The sequence below is a fragment of the Mesorhizobium sp. P2_A12 genome (assembly GCF_056405075.1).
This window is the reverse complement of the sequence record NZ_JBFUCU010000003.1, coordinates 538,503-557,933: the sequence shown is the minus strand read 5'-3', so window position 1 is coordinate 557,933 and position 19,431 is coordinate 538,503. Positions and strand designations below refer to the sequence as shown.

The 19,431-nt window shown below is 61.1% G+C and carries 13 protein-coding genes; 3 read left to right on the top strand and 10 right to left on the bottom strand.

Annotated elements, in window-relative coordinates; translation table 11 throughout:
- Window positions 1-129 precede the first annotated feature (129 nt).
- The 3 genes from tssM (AC1DZU_RS10190) to tagH all read right to left on the bottom strand — a co-directional run bounded on the left by tssM (AC1DZU_RS10190) (window position 130) and on the right by tagH (window position 6,634).
- On the bottom strand, window positions 130-3,690 hold the full coding sequence (gene tssM / locus AC1DZU_RS10190) for a type VI secretion system membrane subunit TssM (RefSeq protein WP_477284168.1): 3,561 nt from the start codon (window positions 3,688-3,690) through the stop codon (window positions 130-132).
- Between the two features lie 22 nt (window positions 3,691-3,712).
- On the bottom strand, window positions 3,713-5,224 hold the full coding sequence (gene tssL / locus AC1DZU_RS10185; RefSeq protein ID WP_477284166.1) for a type VI secretion system protein TssL, long form: 1,512 nt from the start codon (window positions 5,222-5,224) through the stop codon (window positions 3,713-3,715).
- A gap of 348 nt (window positions 5,225-5,572) precedes the next feature.
- On the bottom strand, window positions 5,573-6,634 hold the full coding sequence (gene tagH / locus AC1DZU_RS10180) for a type VI secretion system-associated FHA domain protein TagH (protein ID WP_477284164.1): 1,062 nt from the start codon (window positions 6,632-6,634) through the stop codon (window positions 5,573-5,575).
- Between the two features lie 249 nt (window positions 6,635-6,883).
- Between tagH and AC1DZU_RS10175 the strand changes: the two genes are divergently transcribed.
- Genes AC1DZU_RS10175 through AC1DZU_RS10165 form a run of 3 tightly spaced genes read left to right on the top strand, consistent with a single transcriptional unit; the run spans window position 6,884 to window position 10,031 of the window.
- On the top strand, window positions 6,884-9,211 hold the full coding sequence (locus tag AC1DZU_RS10175) for a type VI secretion system Vgr family protein (RefSeq protein ID WP_477284162.1): 2,328 nt from the start codon (window positions 6,884-6,886) through the stop codon (window positions 9,209-9,211).
- Window positions 9,212-9,222: 11 nt separating this feature from the next.
- On the top strand, window positions 9,223-9,657 hold the full coding sequence (locus tag AC1DZU_RS10170; RefSeq protein ID WP_477284160.1) for a DUF6484 domain-containing protein: 435 nt from the start codon (window positions 9,223-9,225) through the stop codon (window positions 9,655-9,657).
- On the top strand, window positions 9,657-10,031 hold the full coding sequence (locus tag AC1DZU_RS10165) for a hypothetical protein (RefSeq protein WP_477284158.1): 375 nt from the start codon (window positions 9,657-9,659) through the stop codon (window positions 10,029-10,031). Before AC1DZU_RS10170 ends, AC1DZU_RS10165 begins: the two co-directional genes overlap by 1 nt.
- A gap of 33 nt (window positions 10,032-10,064) precedes the next feature.
- Here AC1DZU_RS10165 and AC1DZU_RS10160 read toward each other — a convergent pair whose 3' ends face one another.
- From AC1DZU_RS10160 to icmH, 7 genes are read right to left on the bottom strand one after another with little or no spacing between them, the layout of a single operon-like run.
- Window positions 10,065-10,907, bottom strand: coding sequence for a beta propeller repeat protein (locus AC1DZU_RS10160; protein WP_477284156.1), 843 nt, complete (start codon window positions 10,905-10,907; stop codon window positions 10,065-10,067).
- A gap of 9 nt (window positions 10,908-10,916) precedes the next feature.
- Window positions 10,917-11,918, bottom strand: coding sequence for a DUF4150 domain-containing protein (locus AC1DZU_RS10155; protein WP_477284154.1), 1,002 nt, complete (start codon window positions 11,916-11,918; stop codon window positions 10,917-10,919).
- Window positions 11,919-12,941: a 3-oxoacyl-ACP synthase gene (locus AC1DZU_RS10150; protein ID WP_477284152.1), complete on the bottom strand. Its 1,023-nt coding sequence runs from the start codon at window positions 12,939-12,941 to the stop codon at window positions 11,919-11,921.
- A 14-nt stretch (window positions 12,942-12,955) separates the two neighbouring features.
- On the bottom strand, window positions 12,956-14,044 hold the full coding sequence (locus AC1DZU_RS10145; RefSeq protein WP_477284150.1) for a DUF2169 family type VI secretion system accessory protein: 1,089 nt from the start codon (window positions 14,042-14,044) through the stop codon (window positions 12,956-12,958).
- Window positions 14,044-14,586, bottom strand: a complete 543-nt coding sequence (gene tagF, locus AC1DZU_RS10140) for a type VI secretion system-associated protein TagF (protein WP_477284148.1) — start codon at window positions 14,584-14,586, stop codon at window positions 14,044-14,046. The genes AC1DZU_RS10145 and tagF overlap by 1 nt, the downstream gene beginning before the upstream one ends.
- Window positions 14,568-18,104 carry a type VI secretion system membrane subunit TssM gene (gene tssM / locus AC1DZU_RS10135; protein WP_477284146.1) on the bottom strand — a complete coding sequence of 1,179 codons (3,537 nt, stop codon included), beginning with the start codon at window positions 18,102-18,104 and terminating at the stop codon, window positions 14,568-14,570. The genes tagF and tssM (AC1DZU_RS10135) overlap by 19 nt, the downstream gene beginning before the upstream one ends.
- Window position 18,105: 1 nt before the next feature.
- Window positions 18,106-19,428: a type IVB secretion system protein IcmH/DotU gene (gene icmH, locus AC1DZU_RS10130; RefSeq protein WP_477284144.1), complete on the bottom strand. Its 1,323-nt coding sequence runs from the start codon at window positions 19,426-19,428 to the stop codon at window positions 18,106-18,108.
- Window positions 19,429-19,431: the final 3 nt, after the last annotated feature.

The following is a 19,431-nucleotide window of genomic DNA, read 5'->3' as shown; positions in this document are numbered from 1 at the left end:
TTGCCACCAAGCGCTTTTCAAGCGTCCTCTGCGGCGCACTTTCAGGCGCTCGCTCGTGTTACTTTGCCACAGGCTCGAACATTAAAGTATCGAAAACTAAGGTCTCTGCGTGGTCTGCGGATCCCCATCTCAAAACGCTTTCGGACAGCTGAACCCGGAAAGCGCGGGGAGCAAGAAGGGGTTGGTGCCGGAGCCTGCCTGGATCGTATAGGTAACGTCGCGGCCGCCGATCACGAAGCGTGCTTGCATGTTGCTGTCGCTGCCGGTGACGGCAGCCTTGTCCAGAAGTCGTTTCAGCGCCCACGGCCCTTCGAACTTGATGGCGGATTCGCGGCCTGGCATTTCCGGCGTCAGGCTTAGACTGGCCGACGCGGACGCCGTGCCGATCGGCCAGGTCACAGTGGTCGGCGCGTTGCCCGTCTGGTTGCTCTGGACGATCTGACCATCGACATCGAGTATCGCCGTATCGGCATCGCCATGCAGCGAGAATGGGGTGAAGGTGACGCTGACCAAGGGCACCGAACCGCCCGATGGAAAGAAGGCGTTGCGGATGTCCGCAGCCAGCTGGAAGTCCTTCAGGGTTGACTTCGACAGGTCGCGTCCAAAGCGCGCATCCTGTTTCCAGCTCCAGTCCTGGCCGGTCATATCGATCAGCGATGCGAGATTTTGTGCGAAGAACCGGTCCATCAAGCCGCCCGGCGCGAAAAGTTTCGCGAAATCCGCCATGGCAACATCCTCGGTGCCGTCCCCGGCGAAGGGATAACGGCCGTTGATCGCCGCCTCACAGGGAGCCGTGACCGTCTGGTCGAGCATCTGGTTCAAGTTTGCCACTGAGGTTTCGGCGACGTTGCCTTCAAACTCATCCGCCGTTGCGTTGACCATCCGGCCGAGTTGCTTGGGCAGACGCGAGACATTGGCGCGAAGGGTGGCTATCTGCAGCTGCAGGTTCGAGTTGACGCGCTCCGTCTGCGAAGGAACTTCGGCTGCCAGTTGCAGGCTCTGATAGATATCGCTGAAGTTCTGGGTCAGGGCATCGATTGGGCGGTGTCCGGCGGGGCCGTTCACCAGGGCCTGGAAAGGTCTGAACCGCGCTTCAATGTTTGCACCCGGATTCAGGTTCTGAGTGTCGGCCGCCCTTGTGCCGGCGCGGCTTTGCGATTTGCCACTGGCGATTTGTATGCCGATGCGGGCCAGACCCTTGCTTAGATCTGCGACGTTGCGCGGCTGGTTCTGGGCCGTGCCTGCGTCTTCGGCGCCAGGACCGTTGCCGTCACCAGGGTCTCGCGTCAGCGCTGTTTCGTTGGCGATCGCCGCAAAGAGCTGGTTTATCGGCGAGGTCGGGGAGGCAGCGGCAGAAAGCGCGATGTAGTGCGGCTTGTCCGTCAACATCTCTTTGAACTTCAACTGGTCGAGAACGCTGTTCCAGGCTGCTGCGAACTCCTTCCCGTAGCGATCGAGAAGTTCGGGGCCGAGCTTGAGCAATTGCCGATCGATGTCGCCTTGTTCACCGCCGCCGCCGAGAACCCATTGCTCGTCGACCAGCATCTGCGCAATGCGCGAAAGTTGCCGGAGATAGAAGGTGTGGAAGCCGGCATAGGTGTAGATACCGGGAACACGAAGGCCTGACAGATCGCTGCCGTTGATGCGCTCGAACAGCACTTGCGCTTCCGGGCCACCTTTCAAGGAAACAGAAAAATCGTCCAGTGCTGCCGCGTATATCGCCGACCTGATCAAGGCGGAAGCTCGATCGGCAAGGCTCATGCGCCCGAGAGAGCGTTGAGCGGCTTCGACGAGCGGCTGGTTAAGTTCGAAAACCGGATCATAGGCGTCGTCCAATGCCAGCATTGCGCGCAGGTGCTTTTCGAGTTGCTCCCGTCCCTCCCGGTTGTTTTCGCCTGGATATCGGTTCTGCTCCCAATCCTGCTTCATCCAGGAAACGATCAACGCGTCATCGACCTTGGGCGCTTTGCCGCCAAGCATCAGATAGATTTTCAACGGTTCGTAGAGCGCGACGGGATCAGCCATCTTGGCTTGGATCGTCCGCTCGGCCTGGATCAGCAGGCGCGATCGGAACATTCGTTCCAGCCCTTGCCGATAAGCCGTTTTGGATGCCGAAAGAAGTCTCTCCCGCTGACTGAGGCCGAACGTCTCTTCGATCGGAGTCGGTAAGTCACCGGTTTCGAACCCGGCCGGCAGATCGCGCAACTGGTCCAGCGGGCCGATGACGTTTTCGAGGTCGACATCGTTGACCGTCGTGCTTTCGAGCAAGGGTGCCGCCGTTTGGCGGTACTGGCCCATGGCCAGACTTGTGGAGGCGATCAGCGACCGGTTGGCCGCGACGCTCAGGCCGAGCGTACCCAGTGCAGCAGCAGCGACCAAAGCTATTGCGCCGAGGCCGCCAAATCTGGCGATCGCTGCGCGCCTTGCAGCCGCTTTGTCGTACGAAACCCATCCGGATTCGGCAAAAATGACGTTCGTCAGCAGATCATGCAGAAAGAAGCTTTTGCCGGTTCCGGAAAGGTGAGGTCGGGAGTTGCTGCCGAAATCGCGGCCGATTGCGCCCAGCACCTGATCGATCGGCGTTCCCTCTTGCGTGCCTGACGAAAAATAGAGTCCACGCAGGCTGACATTCACTTGGCTGCGGGCCGGGTCGAACAGGCCGGCGACAAAACCGGTAATTCGCCCCCGTAGCGCGCCGAACTGCGCCGGAAAGCCAAAGATGGAGATGCGCGTGACCGGATCCGCCTCGTCCTGGAGGCGGTCGGCCATCTCGTCTGCCAGTCGGTTGGCCAGCATGTCGAATTCGGCGGGAGCCTCGGCGGCCATGTTCCTGTCGCGCTCCGCCGTCTGGAACGTCGCGCCCCACACTTTTCGCCTGCGCGTTTCGTCGAAATCGCCGAAGTAATCCATGAACCCGGAAACAAGATCGGCCTTGGTGAAAAGCAGGTAGACTGGAAACTGGATTTTCAGCGTCTCGTGGATTTCCCTCAGGCGGCTGCGTATCTCGACGATGTGGGCGTCGAGCTGCTGATCGTCGAAGCTCATCAGGTCGGCAAGGCTGATGGCCAGGATGACGCCGTTTATCGGTTGTCTGGTGCGGTATTTCTTGAGCAGCGACAAGAAGGCGAGCCAGCTCTTCTTGTCGCTCTCGGCATGGGAGTCCTGCGTCGTGTAGCGTCCGGCGGTGTCGATCAGCACGGCCTGGTCGGTAAACCACCAATCGCAGGAGCGTGTTCCGCCAACGCCAGCCACCGGCTGGGCCTCCCCCGAACCGGCAAGCGGAAAGTTCAGACCCGAATTGACCAGGGCCGTTGTCTTGCCGGCACCCGGCGGGCCTATGACGACGTACCAGGGGATCTCATAGAGGAAGTTGCGCTTGCCGCTCGACCGTTTGAGCGCCGCCACCGCCTCATTCATGCGAGCTTCCAGCACCCGCGAATCGTCATCGCGGTCATCATTGTGTGCGACGACGGTCTCGAGTGCCTTTTGCGCCTTTCTCGCTTGCCAGAAGCGCAGCCCGTAGAACAGCGCCAGCGCCGCCACGATCACGCCAATGATGGCTGCGCGCAGCCAGGCAGGTCCCAACGGGCGGGTATCGGCGAAGCGGATCAAGGGCCCGCCAAACCACATTGCGGCCGCGAAGCCGGCCAGCGCGATAAGGCTGAACATCCGCAGCAGCCAACGCGTCATGGGCGCTTCCAACAGGCCGTGCTCACAATGTTTCCTCCCTGGGGATCATCACATCGACACGGCGGTTCTTGGCGCGGCCTTCCGGCGTCGCATTGTCGGCGATCGGTTCGTCCTCGCCCTTGCCATCGACCGTCAGTCGCGAGGGATCGCTGAATTTCGGTGCCATTATCGTTTCGACAGCCTTGGCCCGGGCGACCGAAAGGTCGAAGTTGGATTTGAACGGGCTCGACTTTCGCGGTTTCACATTATCCGTGTGGCCGACGATCCGGATTGGCCCGGGCTCGGGCTGCAGCGCCGCGGCGATGTCGGCGGCAATGGGCTGGAATTCCGGCTTCGCCTCGGCCCTGCCGGACTGGAACAGCAGGACATTGTTGATTTCCACCACGATGAAGTTGCCCTTCGTGCCGATGGTCAGCCCGCCGCCTTCGACTTCCTTCGCCAGTGCCGAACGAATGCGATCAATCTGCACGGTGGCTGCAGGTGGGGTGGCTTTCACCGGCTCGGCCAACGGCGCCACGGTGGCGCGCTCGATGGCGACTGGTGTCGTTGGGTTGAGTGCCAGCAATTCACCGGCGGCGTCGTCGCCCTCATTGGTTATGAAGACCCGCAATGCGAAGAACGCCGCTGTCAGCAGCGCCGTCGCCGCTGCCGCAACGACCCAGAGCGGCAGGCGGGCCGACGGCTGCGCCATCGTCGCCGCCAGGCCCTGCCAGCGGGGCGAGATGTCCTCGCCTGCACGCGCCCTGAAATAGCGAAGCGTCTCGTAGACGTCGCGTCGAACGCGTTCGAGATTGTTGTCTTCGCGCCTCACGCCTCGGTACTGGCCTTCGAAACCCAGCGACAGGCAGGCATGCATCAGTTCGAGCAGATCGTAGTGCGTCTCGGGATTGGCCAGTATCGTGTTCAGGGCTTCGTAGAAGCCTGTGCCGATGATCTCGGTGTGAAAGAACTGCCGCAGCATGCCGTTTTGCGCCCAGTCGTCGCTCTTGGGCCAAGGCAGGTTGCCGATGAGATCGTCGGCGGTTTCGCACAGAGCGAATTTCGCGATCCGCGCATCCTCTTCGGGAACGCCGGTCTTCTCCATCGTTCGGTCGAATTTTTCAATCGCGTCGGCGACGTGTTGCGCCAGCGGCTCCGCTTGTCTTTCAACGGGCATCAGCCTGAGCTGCCCGAACAGCATCAGCAAAGGTGCCGCCGCCGCGAGAATGGGGTTTGCCGCGGCGTATTTGACCGTGTCCGCGGCGCCGAACAGGATCGCCTGCTCGACAGCCGGTGTCGGCGCGGCAGCGGAAGAGGCAGCACCTGCCACGGCACCCAAAGCCGCGCCTTGATAAATCACGGTTCCGGATGCCCAACCCGGCGGTGTATGCCGCCCGACACCAGGATCGAATACCGTTGAATCCTTGACCGGAGTGGGTTGGCCTCCGTCAGCGGTAGGTAGCTCAGGAACTGGTGGCGATTTTTTTTCGCGCCGTGGACTTGCGCGAATGACGGTCTTGCCCGCCAGGCCGAAGGGATCGTCCTTCGAGCTCATCGCCGACCGTCCGTGCAGGCGGTGTGCTCACGATCGGGCGATATGGGCGCAAAACGGTTGCTGGTCGGGGAATGGAAATACGACCCCCGCCGGCTGTGGCGGTGTCCGGAGGACGATTGACTGGAAAACGCTATCCCGCCGTCACATGACATTTGCCGCAGACCCCCAGCTCAATGAGTCTTACCCGCTTGGCGAACTGTCGTATGTGATCGTAATCTCAGAAATCGTCGATTGGAACCGGATGCCGGGCGTCGAAGGGACTTTTCTTCGCCGACTGCTGTACCATGCGTTACTTGGCCATGCGTTTCCCGGCAACGCGTTTCCTGGCCACGCGTTTCTTGGGATCGCCTATTTTTGCTTGTCGGCTTTGGCGTACGCCTCGCTGAAATAGGCCAGGAAGATGTCCAGCATGCCGTTTTCGTGTGCTTCCTCCATGGTCCGCCATGTCGCGACATAGGCGTCCCAGGCCTGGCTCTTCTTCGACGTAAACGAGGTAGGCGGGAGTTTCCTGCCGATCGCCTCGGGCGACAGGTCGTCAAGCAGCCGGGAGAGCGCGGCTTGCATGGCTGCATAGGTGGCAAATTCGTGCGTCTTGAGATCGCGGAATGCATCTTCGATGCTGCGCCTGGCATCAAGATAGCCGGCCCTGCGGCGGGCAAACATGATTTCGAGGATGTCGTCGGTCCCAGGAACGAACTTCAGCGGATTGTTGTCCGCGGCGCTGATCATCGTTCGTTGTGTGCTCTTTGCCAACGTTTTCGCGGCCGCGCGGGCTTTCAGCAGCAAGGTCAGTTCTTCGACCACCGCCCGCAGAACCGCGCCGATTTCGGCGGCAACTTCATGCGGGTCGCGCAATTGAAGCAGTTCCGGCGAAATGCCGGCTCCGATAGCGATCTCCCTCAGCACCTCGTCCCTGGTCGAGGGCAGCGGTGTCGGGGACGTCGAGGACGCCGACACTGGAATGCGCTGCCCCGGCCGTTGCTGCGCAGGCTCGAAGAAGGCCCCGCCTCCGAATTCCAGCGGCCGGCCCGTCGCGACCGGCATTTCCCGCGGCGTCGAATTTTGGTTGGCTTGAGGATAGCCCGCCGTGGCGCGCTCTTCGTCGATCGATACGACGATGACATAACGGCCGATCAGCATCCTGTCGCCATGGCCCAATCGATGCGGGCCGGTCATGCGCTGGCTCGACCCGTTGATGAAGGTCCCATTGCGCGAGACATCGTGCAGCCAGAACGCGCCTGCCTCGTACAGAACCTCGCAGTGACGGCCCGAGATGAACTTGTCGGGATCTGGCAAGGTCCAGTCACAAGCATCGCGTCCGATCTCGAAGCCGCGATCGCGCGCTGCGTAGCCGGTCGGGATGCCGGCGGGCAGGGCGTCGACATTGCTGATTTGCAGACTGATGTACATCCAGGATCGCCGCAGATCGTTGATCGATACTGCACCATTCTAGCAGTTTGCGCGTAGAACAGCACAGCCGCGTTCCGAGCCGTTGCTTCGACAGGGCAAGTTTCAGGCGCCACCGGCCCTCTTTGGTCCGCAGGGCAACATGTGGTAGGCTCCGGGTGGCCTGGTGCGGCGGGTCGAAAAAGTTCCTGAACAGCGTGCGGGAACTTCAATCCATCGCGCCGGCGGCCGCGTCCAGGAGGGGCACGACCCATGCCGAACGAACGTGCCACGGTTGTGCAGACACCGGTTGGCGCCGACCTGTTGACCTTCACGCATCTCATCGGGCGCGATGAGATCAGCCGTTGTTTCGCCTATACGGCGGGGTTCGTAAGTACGGACGCCAATATCGATCCGCTGAAGATGCTGGGTGGTCCGGTTTCGGTCGAAGGTGAATCCGATCCGAAACGCTGGTTCAGCGGCATCGTATCCGAGTTCCGGCTCACCCGCATCGAGGACCGGCTGGCCTATTACGAAGCGGTCGTCAGGCCGTGGTTCTGGTTTCTCGGCAACACCACCGATTGCCGTATTTTCCAGAACAAGAGCGTCGTCGACATCGTCAAGGACATCTTCAAGAAATACAGCGTGGCGGAATTCGATCTGCGCCTGCAGGGATCCTACCCGCCGCGCGAATACTGCGTGCAGTATGACGAGACCGATCTGGATTTCGTGCAGCGACTGCTCGAGCATGAAGGGATCCTGTATTTCTTCGAGCATGACGAGGGCAAGCACACGCTTGTCCTGGTCGACGCGATGAGCAAGCTGAAGCCTGCGCCGGGCTACGAGAAAGTGCCCTATCATTTTGAAGGTCAGGGCTCCCGGCGCGATGTCGAATACATCACCGAATGGATACCGGGCAGTTCGGTGCGCCCGGGCGCCTACGCTCATACCGATTATGATTTCAAGAAGCCGGGCGCCGACCTGATGGCCAAGTCGGCCCAGCCGTTCAGCCACAAGCTGGCCGCGGGCGAGAACTACCGCCAGCCCGGTGCGCATCTCGAAGTGGGCCGGGGCGACAGCCTGGCCGCGATCCGCCGCGAGGAAATCCAGGCCGTGCACCAGCGCATCGCCGCTGTCGGCACCGTTCGCGGCCTCTATTCGGGCTGCAAGTTCACGCTGGACGGTTTTCCACGCGAGGACCAGAACCAGGAATATCTGGTGGTCAGCGCCGAATACAGGCTGTTCGACCCGGGCTACAGAGCCCTTGCCGACGTCGACAGCGAGAACTTCCAGGTGATCCTCGGCGTGGCGCCGACCGCCGTGCCCTATCGCCCGCCACGGATCACGCCACGGCCAATCATGCGCGGGCCGCAGACCGCGACGGTGGTCGGTCCATCCGGCGAGGAAATATTCACCGACAAATATGCCCGCGTGAAGGTCCAGTTCCATTGGGATCGTCTGGGCAAGAAGGATGAGAACAGTTCCTGCTTCGTGCGCGTCTCGCAGACCTGGGCCGGCAGCGGCTGGGGGTTCATCCAGATACCGCGCATCGGCCAGGAGGTGATCGTCGATTTCATCGAGGGTGACCCGGACCTGCCGATCATCACCGGCAGGATCTACAACGCTTCCCAGATGCCGCCTTACGGACTGCCGGGCAGCGCCACGCAGTCCGGCTGGAAGTCGGACTCCTCCAAAGGCGGCGGCGGCTACAATGAGCTGATGTTCGAGGACAAGGCCGGCTCCGAGCTGGTCAATTTCCAGGCGCAGAAGGACCACAACCTTCTGATCAAGCACGACCGCACCAAGCTCGTCCAGCACGACCAGTCCGACCGCATCGACCACGACGCCAAGCACTCCGTCGGCCACAACCTCGACGAGGACGTCGGCAACAACAAGACCGTCAAGGTCGGCGTCGACCAGACCACGAACATCGGCTCGAACGACACCGAGACGGTGGGCGCCAACCGTTCACTGACGGTCATGGCCAACGAGACCATTCATGTCGTGTCGAACTCGACGGAGAACATCGACGCCAACCATTCCCAGACGGTGGGGATCGTCCAGACCATCACAGTGGGCGCAGCACGCATCGACACGGTCGGCGCCGCCGAGACCCGAACAGTCGGCGCGGCACAGATGAACACGATTGGTGCCATACGATCGGTCACGGTCGGCATCAGCCAGAGCCACGATATCGGGGCAGGCGATACCTGGAACATCGGGGCCGGACAGAACGTGACGGTTGGCGCCGGCCAGGATGTCACGATTGGCGCGGATCAATCCTTCGCAGTCGGCGCTGGCCGCAGCGCCACGATCGGCAAGGACGACGTAACGGAAATCGGCGGTTCACACGGGCTCAAGATCGCCAAGGGAACGGAGATCGAAGCCGGCGAGGATGGCCTGATCAAGATCGGCAAGGATCTCGTTATAGAGGCCGGCGATTCCATCATGATAAAGTGCGGATCGGCAGCGATCGGCTTGAAGAAAGACGGGACGATTTCAATCGAAGGCAAGGACATTTCAATCAATGGCTCAGGCAAGATCAACGTGAAAGCGTCGAGCGACATCACGATGAAGGGCTCGCAGATCAAGCAGAACTGAGGGACGTGGCAATGAACGACGTCAGGGATCGAATCGATGGCGTGGTGATCGGCATCCTGCTCGGCTTCGACGCGAGCACACCTTTGGTTGTCTTCTCCGGCAATCCGAAGGAGACGGCACTGCCGGCGCGAAGTCTTGTCGAACTCTCACGCGAGGCGATCGGGGCGGAGGTGGCGCTACTGTTCCAAGAGGGAGATCCCGAAAGGCCACTGATTGTCGGACGGATTGTTGTACCTGCACGCATTGCGCACGCCTCGGGCCCGGCCCAAGTGATCCGCGACGGCGAGCACGTGACGATCACCGGTAAGGAGCGGATCGAATTGCAGTGCGGCAAGGCGCGAATCATCATGGAGAAGGACGGGCACATCACCATCCGCGGCACCTATGTCACCAGCCACGCCAGCGCAACCAATCGCATCCGCGGCGGCTCGGTGAATCTGAACTGATGTCGCGCGCGCCCATCTTGCCGGAGATCGTGCGCCAGCACGCCGAGATGGCAGCCTTCCTGTGGACGGTATATGACCGTCATCTGCTGTATCCGGACGAAAACCCGGACATGGACGAACTCCGTGTCGCGCGGCTGCTCGCTAGGCTGGAGGCGCACCTGGATGGGCTTCGGGTAGCCGAGGAAGACGGCAAGCGGATCGCCTTGGAGCGATACCAGGAATTTCCCGATAGCGGCGAACTCTTCGTCGTGAGAATGCTGTCGGTCGACAATCCGCCCAAGCTGCATGAACTCGATCCAGTGGGGGTGCGAGCATACTTGCTCGATACATTGGCACAAGCGCGACCGATAATCAGGCCCTCCAGGAAGATATAATAAATTTATACTTCGATGCAGAAATAATAAACGTCAGTTAAAGTCAACCTTCCGCCAGCCTTCTCCGTCGAATCTCGCAGTTTGTTCCAGGCCACATGACCAAAGGAACCTTTCCGTTGCAGATAAACTATAACCCTTTGCCTTGTCTTTTACCAAGACGAGGCGATCACCCTTAATCTTGAAGACGCCCGATGCGGCCGACGCGAAATAGGTCTCGCCTTGAAAATCCTCAACCGCATATAAATCGTGGTCTCCGGCATCGATGGAAATGAGTTCACCGTCACGAAGGCGATAACAAGCACCGTCCAGTCCGCAAAGATATAAGTCTTCTCGGGTGATCACATGAACGGCACGGAAGGCGGCGTTGGTTGGCAGTTCTATCTGCTGCCATCGTACTCCGTCGTATCTCGCGACAAAGCCCCCGTCTCCGGCACACACCAAATTATCCTCCCGCCTACCCGATATCGCGTAGAGGTGGCCTGAAAGGCCTTCGCTCATCGGCAGCCACCTGGCACCGTCAAAGCGAACGCATGTGCCGTCAGCACCAACAGCATAGACCGCGTGGTCATGCAGCCCCCATATTCGAAAAAGGCGATTGGTCGTGGCCTGCTGGCGCGCGAAGCTCCCGGACAGATTGGTGAAGCAGTCGCCGAGGACACCTGCGAGAAAATATGTGCCAGCCGGTGATGCCCACATAGATGATATCCAGTCATCGACCTGAAAGGTTTGAGTTGGCGGAAATTCTATATCGGAAAAACGAAATAATTCGCTGTTGAAGCTCTGGCGATCCTCGTCTGTCGACACAACTAGAACGCTGGCGGCACCACCCCCATGGGCTATGACCGTTATGCATTCGCGAATAAACTTCCTGTCCATCTATACCTCCTATAGGCTTGAAGGCGACGAAACACTTGCGCCGGGCACCTTGTCGCCCCAAGGAACGCGGCACTTCGTCTGATTAAGATCGTCCCCCTTCTTTCCGGAACAATGTTCGAGGTAGGCTCGAATGATCGCCTCCAGACATTCAAGCGCGAGCTTGCGCGTCTCTTCGTCTGCTATTGGCTGATCCTGAGCGCTTTTGTGTGTAGCGTTGGCGTTGATCTTGGGATGGTGCTCTTTGATGCTTTTTAGCTCGTTTTTGATCGCGGCGTCGACTGTTGGTCGCGTCGGCCCGCAGCCCATCGCGAATGCGTGCTGCGCAGTCGTCTTGGCGCCGTGGGGCGAGGCTGCGTTTATATTACCTGGCCCCTTCATACAAATACACGGTGCTTCCTTGGCGGAATACTTCGGAAACTCCGCAATCGAACCGGCCGATCCGCCTCGTGTGTTTTGAAATAACGCGTTCTGCATCATGTGTTCCGACTGATCCGGGGACACACAGGGGCTGTCCTTGTGTGCGTGCAGCTGAAGACCGCAGTCGGTCAAGATCTTCGCGCAATTCAGCCCAGGAGGAGCCGGGGAAAGTACGTGTATCCAAGGGGGCGTGTTGGCCACGTCGGACGCGTGGTTATTCGTTGCCATATCCGTAAAACGGATAACAGGTTCACCATCAAATTTGACATTATTTGACCAAGATCTATAATATTCCTTTCCTGTATTCTTGGAAGTTATAACTCCCTTTTTGGCTGCGCTGCCCGCTTCAGTGCCGCTTGTCTTAGACAGATCGGATTGGTTCTTAATATTAACTGTTTTTCCTGAGATTTTTACGGTACCTGTCCCATTCTCGGTATCACTTGCGAATCCGAAGCTCGGATACGGTATCGGCACACCAGGCGGGGTTGCCGGATTTTCCGGCGGCGTAAAGCAAACGTCTGGAAACGCAGCGATGGTCTTCCCATCGGTTGCCTTGCCGGAAATTTCCAAACTGTTGGCGAAAACATTGGCCATCTATAAAACACGCGACGTCAAGACTGCGGCACCGCATGCGCCGGCATCGTTTGACGCTTCCACCAGAACGGATTTGCCAAAGCTGTAGCCTTTGCAGGCCGCCGTCCGCGCCATCGCAATCATAGCTGGCACCGCGGCCGCACCCACATTTCCCAAGAATTCGCCAGGCGACCACAGATCAATGAAGTCCCGCGGGCCCCTTGAGAGTCTCAGATTTGCAAGAGCGGTCTGTTTGAACCAGTATTTTTCCCCGATCAGGTCGGAAATCCGGTACCCGATATCATTCATTTGGATGCGGGCTTCCGTCAGGGCAATATTGTATGCCGAGGTCATTCCGTCGCCACGAAGCGGAATATCGTCGTTATTATAGATCGACGCTCGCTCTCGGGCTAATCCGACCCCTGCCAATTGCAATTGCCCTCGCTCGACGTTGCTGCACAATATTGCCGCGGCGGCCTCACCAGGGATAAATCCGTTCGGATTGTCCGACGTTAAAAGTCTCCACTTAGCGATGTAATGGGTGATTGTTGCCGGTGTGAGGTAACTATCGACTCCTAATATAAGGATGCTCGACGCATTCCCTTCTTTAAGTATTTTGCGCGCCTTGTCCAACGCAACAAGTCCAGAAGGTCGGCCATGAGCAACTGTCATACAGCCTTGACTAATGTCATACCCGGTTATTCTGGAAACATGAGAGAGGAACGAGGGCACATCCCTGATTGGCCTGCCGGGACGATTTTCCTCTGCAATGCAAAGCAGAACGGCGGTCTTGTCCGGAAGCCATTCGTGATCTCCTATAGCCTCCGTCAGCGCGGCAGCAGCGAGGTGCGCCATCTTCTTCTCGCCGATCCACTCCCGCGGCAACGGCACGGGCGCGCCTATGACGAACTCGTCGCCGACCCGATGAAATTTGGTCTCCTGAAAGCCGTCGAGTTTCGCTCGCATAGCTGCACAGCTGGAAGGTGCATCGAGACCGACGGCCGTTACCATACCTACCGAGATAACATCCAGGTTCGCGCTCACGCGGCTTCCTCATTCTAATCAGTCGGAGGCAAATCAAACTTGCGTATGTAACGCTTCCCAGTGGTCTTTGCGTGCAACATGCCGGGCGTTGGGGAGCCAACCCAGCATTCAGCAAAGTCGAGGACAGTACGGCGAATCGGCTGCGAGACGCGCCAGACCAGCGAGAAACGGCGCTTCTCGGGGTCGAAGAGAACGGTGTCGGGATAGATGTCGGCCTCGTAGGCCTTGAGTCTGCCCTTGAAGAGGGTGATCGGCAACGCCGTCGAAGGCAGCCGAAAACTCATCCGCCCTTCCGGTGTCAGGTTCACCAGCTGCACCTCCTCGCCGCCTCTGGGATGGTCGATTTGCTGGTCTGGCGGCGCCATCTGGAAATAGCGCTCGTCGAAATCCGGCGGCAGGAACGGAAAAATATTGTCGATCCAGTTCTGGTCGTAGGTGCCGCCATATTCGATGCGTCCCGGCCAGCCTCGGCCCATCGGGCCAAGACTCAGCGGCTTGTAGTCGCCGAACGGCGTGCGGATATCCTCGCCGACAGCTTGCGTATTCGGCAGCCGCAGGCCGGGAATGAGCCGTTGGTTCCTGGTCCGCGACCAGCCGGTTCCGACCGGATTGTATTTGTAGCTGGCGGGGAGCTGGTCTTCCGGATCCAGCCTGTCGACTCCGCCCCAGGCGACGTCATAGGAGATGGGCAGTTTCAGGAAGGGTTGCGGCGACGTGGCGGTAAAGACCGGGCCGATGGAGCGCCATTCGCGGTGGCCGACGACCTCGAACAGTTTTGACCAATTGCCAACCTTGATGCCGACCGGTACGCGCTCGGCTGGACGCCTGCCCGGCGCGTAGGCACAGCCATTGGCGATCACGTCGCAGCGCGGCTTGCGGAAGGCGAAGTCTGTTTCCCACAGCGTAGCCGAATAGCCGGGCACGCCGGTCTGGGTATCAGCCATGACCAGCGGCACCTGCTCGGCCGACTTGCGCACAGGCGCGCCCGGCTCCGTAGGGAAATCGTAAGTGCCCTTGACGACAACGACGATGTACTCACGGGCTTCCTTGTCCATGCCTATGGTGAATTCATGCGCAAAGCCGGTCTGGTTCCAGATCTGCATCAGCTGATCTCCCAGCTAGCCGCAAAGATCCGCTCCAGCGTCGTTTGCGGCGATTGCGGATCGATGTCGAAAATGTCCGAACGGGCGGTCCACATCACCATGTCGCTGATGAGCTCTTCGCTTGGCTCGACAATCGGCACGGGCAGGGCGCTCAGCGCGGCATCCAGTTCGTCGGGCGTCAGCTCGCCGCCTTGGGCAGCGATGGCCGCCTCTTCGATGCTGGCAAACCAGGCCTCGGCGTCGGCCAACTGAACGGGCACTTCAGCAAGCTGCGCAACGATGGTCAAAGGGAATTGTCTGCCAACTCTGTCGGCACTCTGCAAAATGATACCTGCCGACGCGCCGAAGGAAGCCGGGCCAGCCAGGAAGCGCAACGCGGTTGTGCTTGGCCAAAATTCCGAACCAAACAGCGGGACGAGATGCTGCGCCAGCCAGCGGTCCCAGACGCGCACAAAATCCCCCGGCAGGCGCCGCGTGACGAAATCGCCGGTGGCGGGCATCTTCCCGTAAAAGCCGGGCAGGGTCATATCTGCGGCGGACATGTGAACTTCTTGAACATTTCCAAATTGTAGGGGTTTTCGACGCTGGCGGCCTTGAGCTCGAAATCGGCGTACATGCCTTTCGTGCCCAGGCGCAGGCTGTAGACATCGGTCAGCGAAGTGCCGGCGAAGCGGCCGCTGCGCAGCATCCTCAGCCACGCCCAGCTGCCGGTCTCGTTGAGCAGGATTTCGGGCGATCCGTCGATCGGCTGGAAGGCCAGCGAAATGACCCCGGTGCCGTCCTTGCCGGGCCATGTCATGGGTTGCGGCCGCGTCGCGTTGTTGTAGTAGACGAGGCTCTGGCCATCGAGATTGAGCGTGACACGCGTGACGTTGGGAGACAGGTCCTTCGGCTCGAGCGTGAAGCTCATCACCGGTCCGGTACCACCGGGAAAGAGATCGTCGCGGATGTGCCTGGCCTGCTCGAACGCCGCCAGCGCTGCGGGATCGAGGCCGAAATCGGCGCGCCATTTCCATGGTTGGCTGGTCGTGTCGACATAGTTGATCAGGTGGTCGTTGATGAAACCGTCGATCATCCCGGCCGGTCCGAACAGGCGGGCGAAATCACGCACATTGACGTCCACCGCGCTCTCGGCGCTGAACGGATAGCGGTCGGTCAGCGCCGCCTGGCAGAAAGGCAGTATGTCGGCCCGCCAGATGGCGTTGAGCTCCGACGTGACCGCCTTCTGGGTCAAATTGCTGGTGTCACCGGCAATCCCGCCCAGCCAGGTGTTGATGGGGTCGGGCAGGATCTGCGCCTGCCTGGCGACCGCACCTGTCAGTTCGGCAAGGCCGCCCTGCTTCTTGATGGCATCCTGCGGATTGGGGTTCGCGGTGACCGTCTGCAGCACATTGGAAAGCGCGGTCAGTGCGACAACGGCGGCATCCAGTGCCGGCGGCTGGCCGTCGACCTCGGCGATGGTGCTCTTGAGTGGTTTGAAATGTTCGGCCACCAGATTGCCGGTCAGGTCCACCTCGCTGGCCGACCCGGCGCGGGGAAGCAGTTTCGCACCGCTCGTTGCCAGCTTGCCGAGCTTGCCAAGCTTGCCGAGCAGTTTCGAGGCGCCCTTGGTGGCCGCCTTGTTGTCTGCAGGCTCCTCGTCGGAGCGCGTCAACTCGGTCTCCTGAACGACCGCCGTAAGCAGCCGCTTCAGCGCCGAGTCTGCACTCGAGAGGTCCTTCAGATTCTCGCCGGCGACATTGAGATCGGTCAGTGGCGCCAGTCTCATGTCGCGCAGGAAGCTGTCCCATTGCGCGATATAGTCGTCGTAGTAGAGCTTCAGAATATCCTCGGACAGCGCCGAGACCGAGGTTTCGGAGTTTTCCGAGCAGCCGCCGGCGAAAACGGCGCGATCGAGCGCCGCCTGGGCGGCGACATCGTCGATGCGGTCGAGAATGACGTCGTGGAAGCCGGAATAGGTGAAGGCTCCGGAAACGCCGACGCGAAGTGTCTTGGCGGAACGCCGCGCAAACACCTTGCCCCCGTTGGGGCCGGCGAAATTGGCTGGGATCCACTCCTTGAGCTCGGCCACTGCCGGATCGGCCAGCAACTGCTTATAGGCACGCGCCGGCAGTGAAATCGTGCACACCGTTTTCAGCGCTTCGGCAACCAGGGCCTGGTCGGGCGCGATATAGCTATCGTCGACCGTCATCCGGCGGATGGCGGCAAGCTGGTGCTCTTCGGCATCGGCGGTCGGAAATGGTGCCGCGGCGGCGAATTCGGGTAAGCTGTTGACCCACCAGTTCTGGGCGTAATCGGCATCCATCTGCGACAGGCCCGTCATCATGCGATAGGTCTTCAGCGCCCCGAGCATGAAATCCGGATCGCGGATCTGCCGCCACATGGTCGCCTCGAGCAGTGCGACCATGCGCGGCTCGAGGACGTTGCGCAGGGCGTGGTCGTAGGTGTCGGTCTGTGCCCGCACCATTTCCGCCGAGGCCGATGGCCCCAGCAGGTCATGGGCGGCGCCCGGCGGTGCCGTCCGGGCAGTTGCGACCGCGTCCATCGCACCGAGCGCGCCGTCCATGGCAGGCTGCTCTACCGATGCCGGGGTTGCGGCAACAGAGGTCAGCGGCGATTGCAGCGCTTCGAACTGGCCTGCCTGGGCCGAGATCGCATTGCGGTTGTCGTAGTAGGACCAGGTGAACACCGCACTGGCCAGCAAGCCCGCCACGGCACATGCAGCCGCGGCACCGCGCCAGATCCAGGCGCGGCGGCGTTGCGCCAGCGGGTCGAACGTACCGAGGCCGGCTTCCTTGAAGATGACTTCGGTGAGCAGGTTCTTCAGGAAGAAGCTGCGCTTCTCGACCCGTGGTGCGGGCAGGGCCCGCCGCGGCGGTAGGCCGAAGGAAGAAGACAGCGCCGCGGTCAGCCGGTCGATGGGTGCCCCTTCCTGCGTCGCCGATGTCAGATAGAGCCCACGCAGCCAGGCGACCTCTTCATACCGGCTTTCGCCGAACATCGCCTCGACCAGCACCTGGATCGGTTCGGACAGGCTTGCGAGTTGGGCGGGAAACCTGAAGATCTCGGCACGGGCGGCGAGTTTGTCCTCATCCTCCAGGCGCGGCACCAGCCGCCGCTCGAGTTCCGTCGCCAGCGTCGAAATCTCTCGTTCGATGGTCTTGGCATCCACGCGCGCATCCAGCGCGAAGGTCGTTCCCCAGACCTGCTCGCGCGAGGCGGTGGACAAGCCGCCGAAGAAGGCTTCGAACCCCTTGATCAGATCGGCCTTGGTCAGCATCAGATAGACTGGAAGGCGGATTTCGAGGCGGTCGTTGAGCTCGGCCAACCGGCGGCGGATCTTGCGACCGTGCGCCTTGATGGCTTCGTCGCCTTCCGAAAGCACGTCGATTGAAAGCGCGACGATCACGCCGTTGAGCGCGCGGCGGCCCCGGTGCTTCTTCAAAAGGTCGAGGAAGCCCAGCCATTCCGCCGCGTCCACATCGGGCTGGCTCTCCTGCTGGACATAGCGGCCGGCGGTGTCGATCAGAACCGCGTTTTCGGAAAAGAACCAGTCGCAGTTGCGCGTCCCGCCGACCCCCTGCAGGTCGTCGGTGAGGTCGATCGGAAAATTCAGTCCGGACTGCCGCAAGGCGGTGGTCTTGCCGGTGGCCGGCGGCCCGACGATCACATACCACGGCATCTCGCGCAGGAACTTGCGTCCGCCGAGCTTGCGGCGCTTCAGCTCGGCCATCACCTCGGCGAACTTGGCGCCCACGGCTGCGACATTCTCTTCGCCGGGGCTGAGCGGCTTTTCCACTGCTGGTGCGGCAATCTCGGCGACGAACATGCGGTTGGCGCGGATCGCCCGGCGCTGGGCGACGATCAGCCAGATCAGCCAGAAGATGACCAGCAGCGCGATGATGACGATGCGCACATTTTCAGAGGCGAACGGCTCGTAGGGACCGACCCTGACGATCGGACCGAACACCCAGATGACCAGGGAGAGCAGCGTGATGCCGATCAGCGTCCACAGCCAGCGAGATGTCAGGACCGCCCAGAGGAAGCGCAGGATGAACATCTCACAGCCTCTTTTCGACGAGCACCTCGACGCGGCGGTTCAAGGCCCGCCCCTCGCGCGTGCTGTCGCTGGCTACTGGATCGGTGGCCGCGCGGCCTTCGGAGCGGACGCGGTCCTGGGGCACTCCGTTCTGGACCAGCATGTCGGCAATCGTCCGGGCGCGAGCCTCGGACAATCGCTGGTTGGTCGACAGCGGATTGGTCTTCTGCAGCGGAACGCTGTCCGTATGACCGATCACCGTGATCTTTCCGATGAGCTCCTGATTGGCGAGGATCACCTTGGCGATCGATCCGATCAGGGGCTCGAAGCCCTCGGTCAGCTGTGGCCTCGAAGACTGGAACAGTTCGGGGTTGGAGGCCTGGATGATCAGCTTGGCCACCGAAACGCTCTCGGTGCCGCTGAGGGCGGATTTCAGCTCGGCTGGCGCCCCGGCCTGAAATTCCGGCAACAGCGCAAAATCCACTTTCTCCGGCGGCGGGGCATCGACCTTGGGCGATGCACGGGTGATGTCGCCGCGTGCGGGCGGCGGCAACGCGCGAACAAGTGCGGAAAGCTCGACCGCCTGGCTGCTCAGTCCCGTCGAGAGCCCGACATGGATTGCCGTGGCAACGACCGCCGCACCGAGCGCCATGACCCAGATCGGAACGATGAACCGCTGCGGCTCGTCGGATGCGATCACGCCCTTCCAGTTTGGCGACAAGGGCGCGCCTTCGGCGTCGACATCGCGCAGGAAGCGTGCCGCCGCCACGCGAACGGCATTGATCGAGCGGTCGCCTGACCGGATTGCCACACGATATTTGCCACGGAAGCCAAGCGCCAGGCAGTGATACTGCAACTCCAGCAATTCGCGATCCCGGTTCGGATGGCGCTCGAGTTCGTCGAGACGTGTGAAGAACTGCGTTCCGGCATCGACATCGCCGCGCAGCGTGACCACGAGCGGCTGCCGTGGCCAGGCGCTGGCCCCGCCCCATGGCGTGTTGAGGGCCAGGTCGTCGAGCAGCGCCGCCACGGCCCAGGCTGCCTGGTCGGCCCGTTCCATTGAGGATCCCGCCGTCATTGCCGTGTCGCGGGCCCGCACCAGCTCTTCGAGCAACCGGGTACGCAATGCTTCCGGATTGTCCGGCGCCAGCGCGCTTTCAAGCTCGGGAGCGAACTCGAGCAACGGCGCGAATGCGTTGACGAGCGCGTTCGGGTGGGTGCGGGACCGCTTGACAACCGCGCCCGGCAAGAGTGGCGCCATGGGCCGCGGCATCGGCGCGCCGGTCAATCGAATGCGAGTGCGTTCGCGATCCTCCGACAGTCCGAAAGGATCATCGCGGCTCATCAT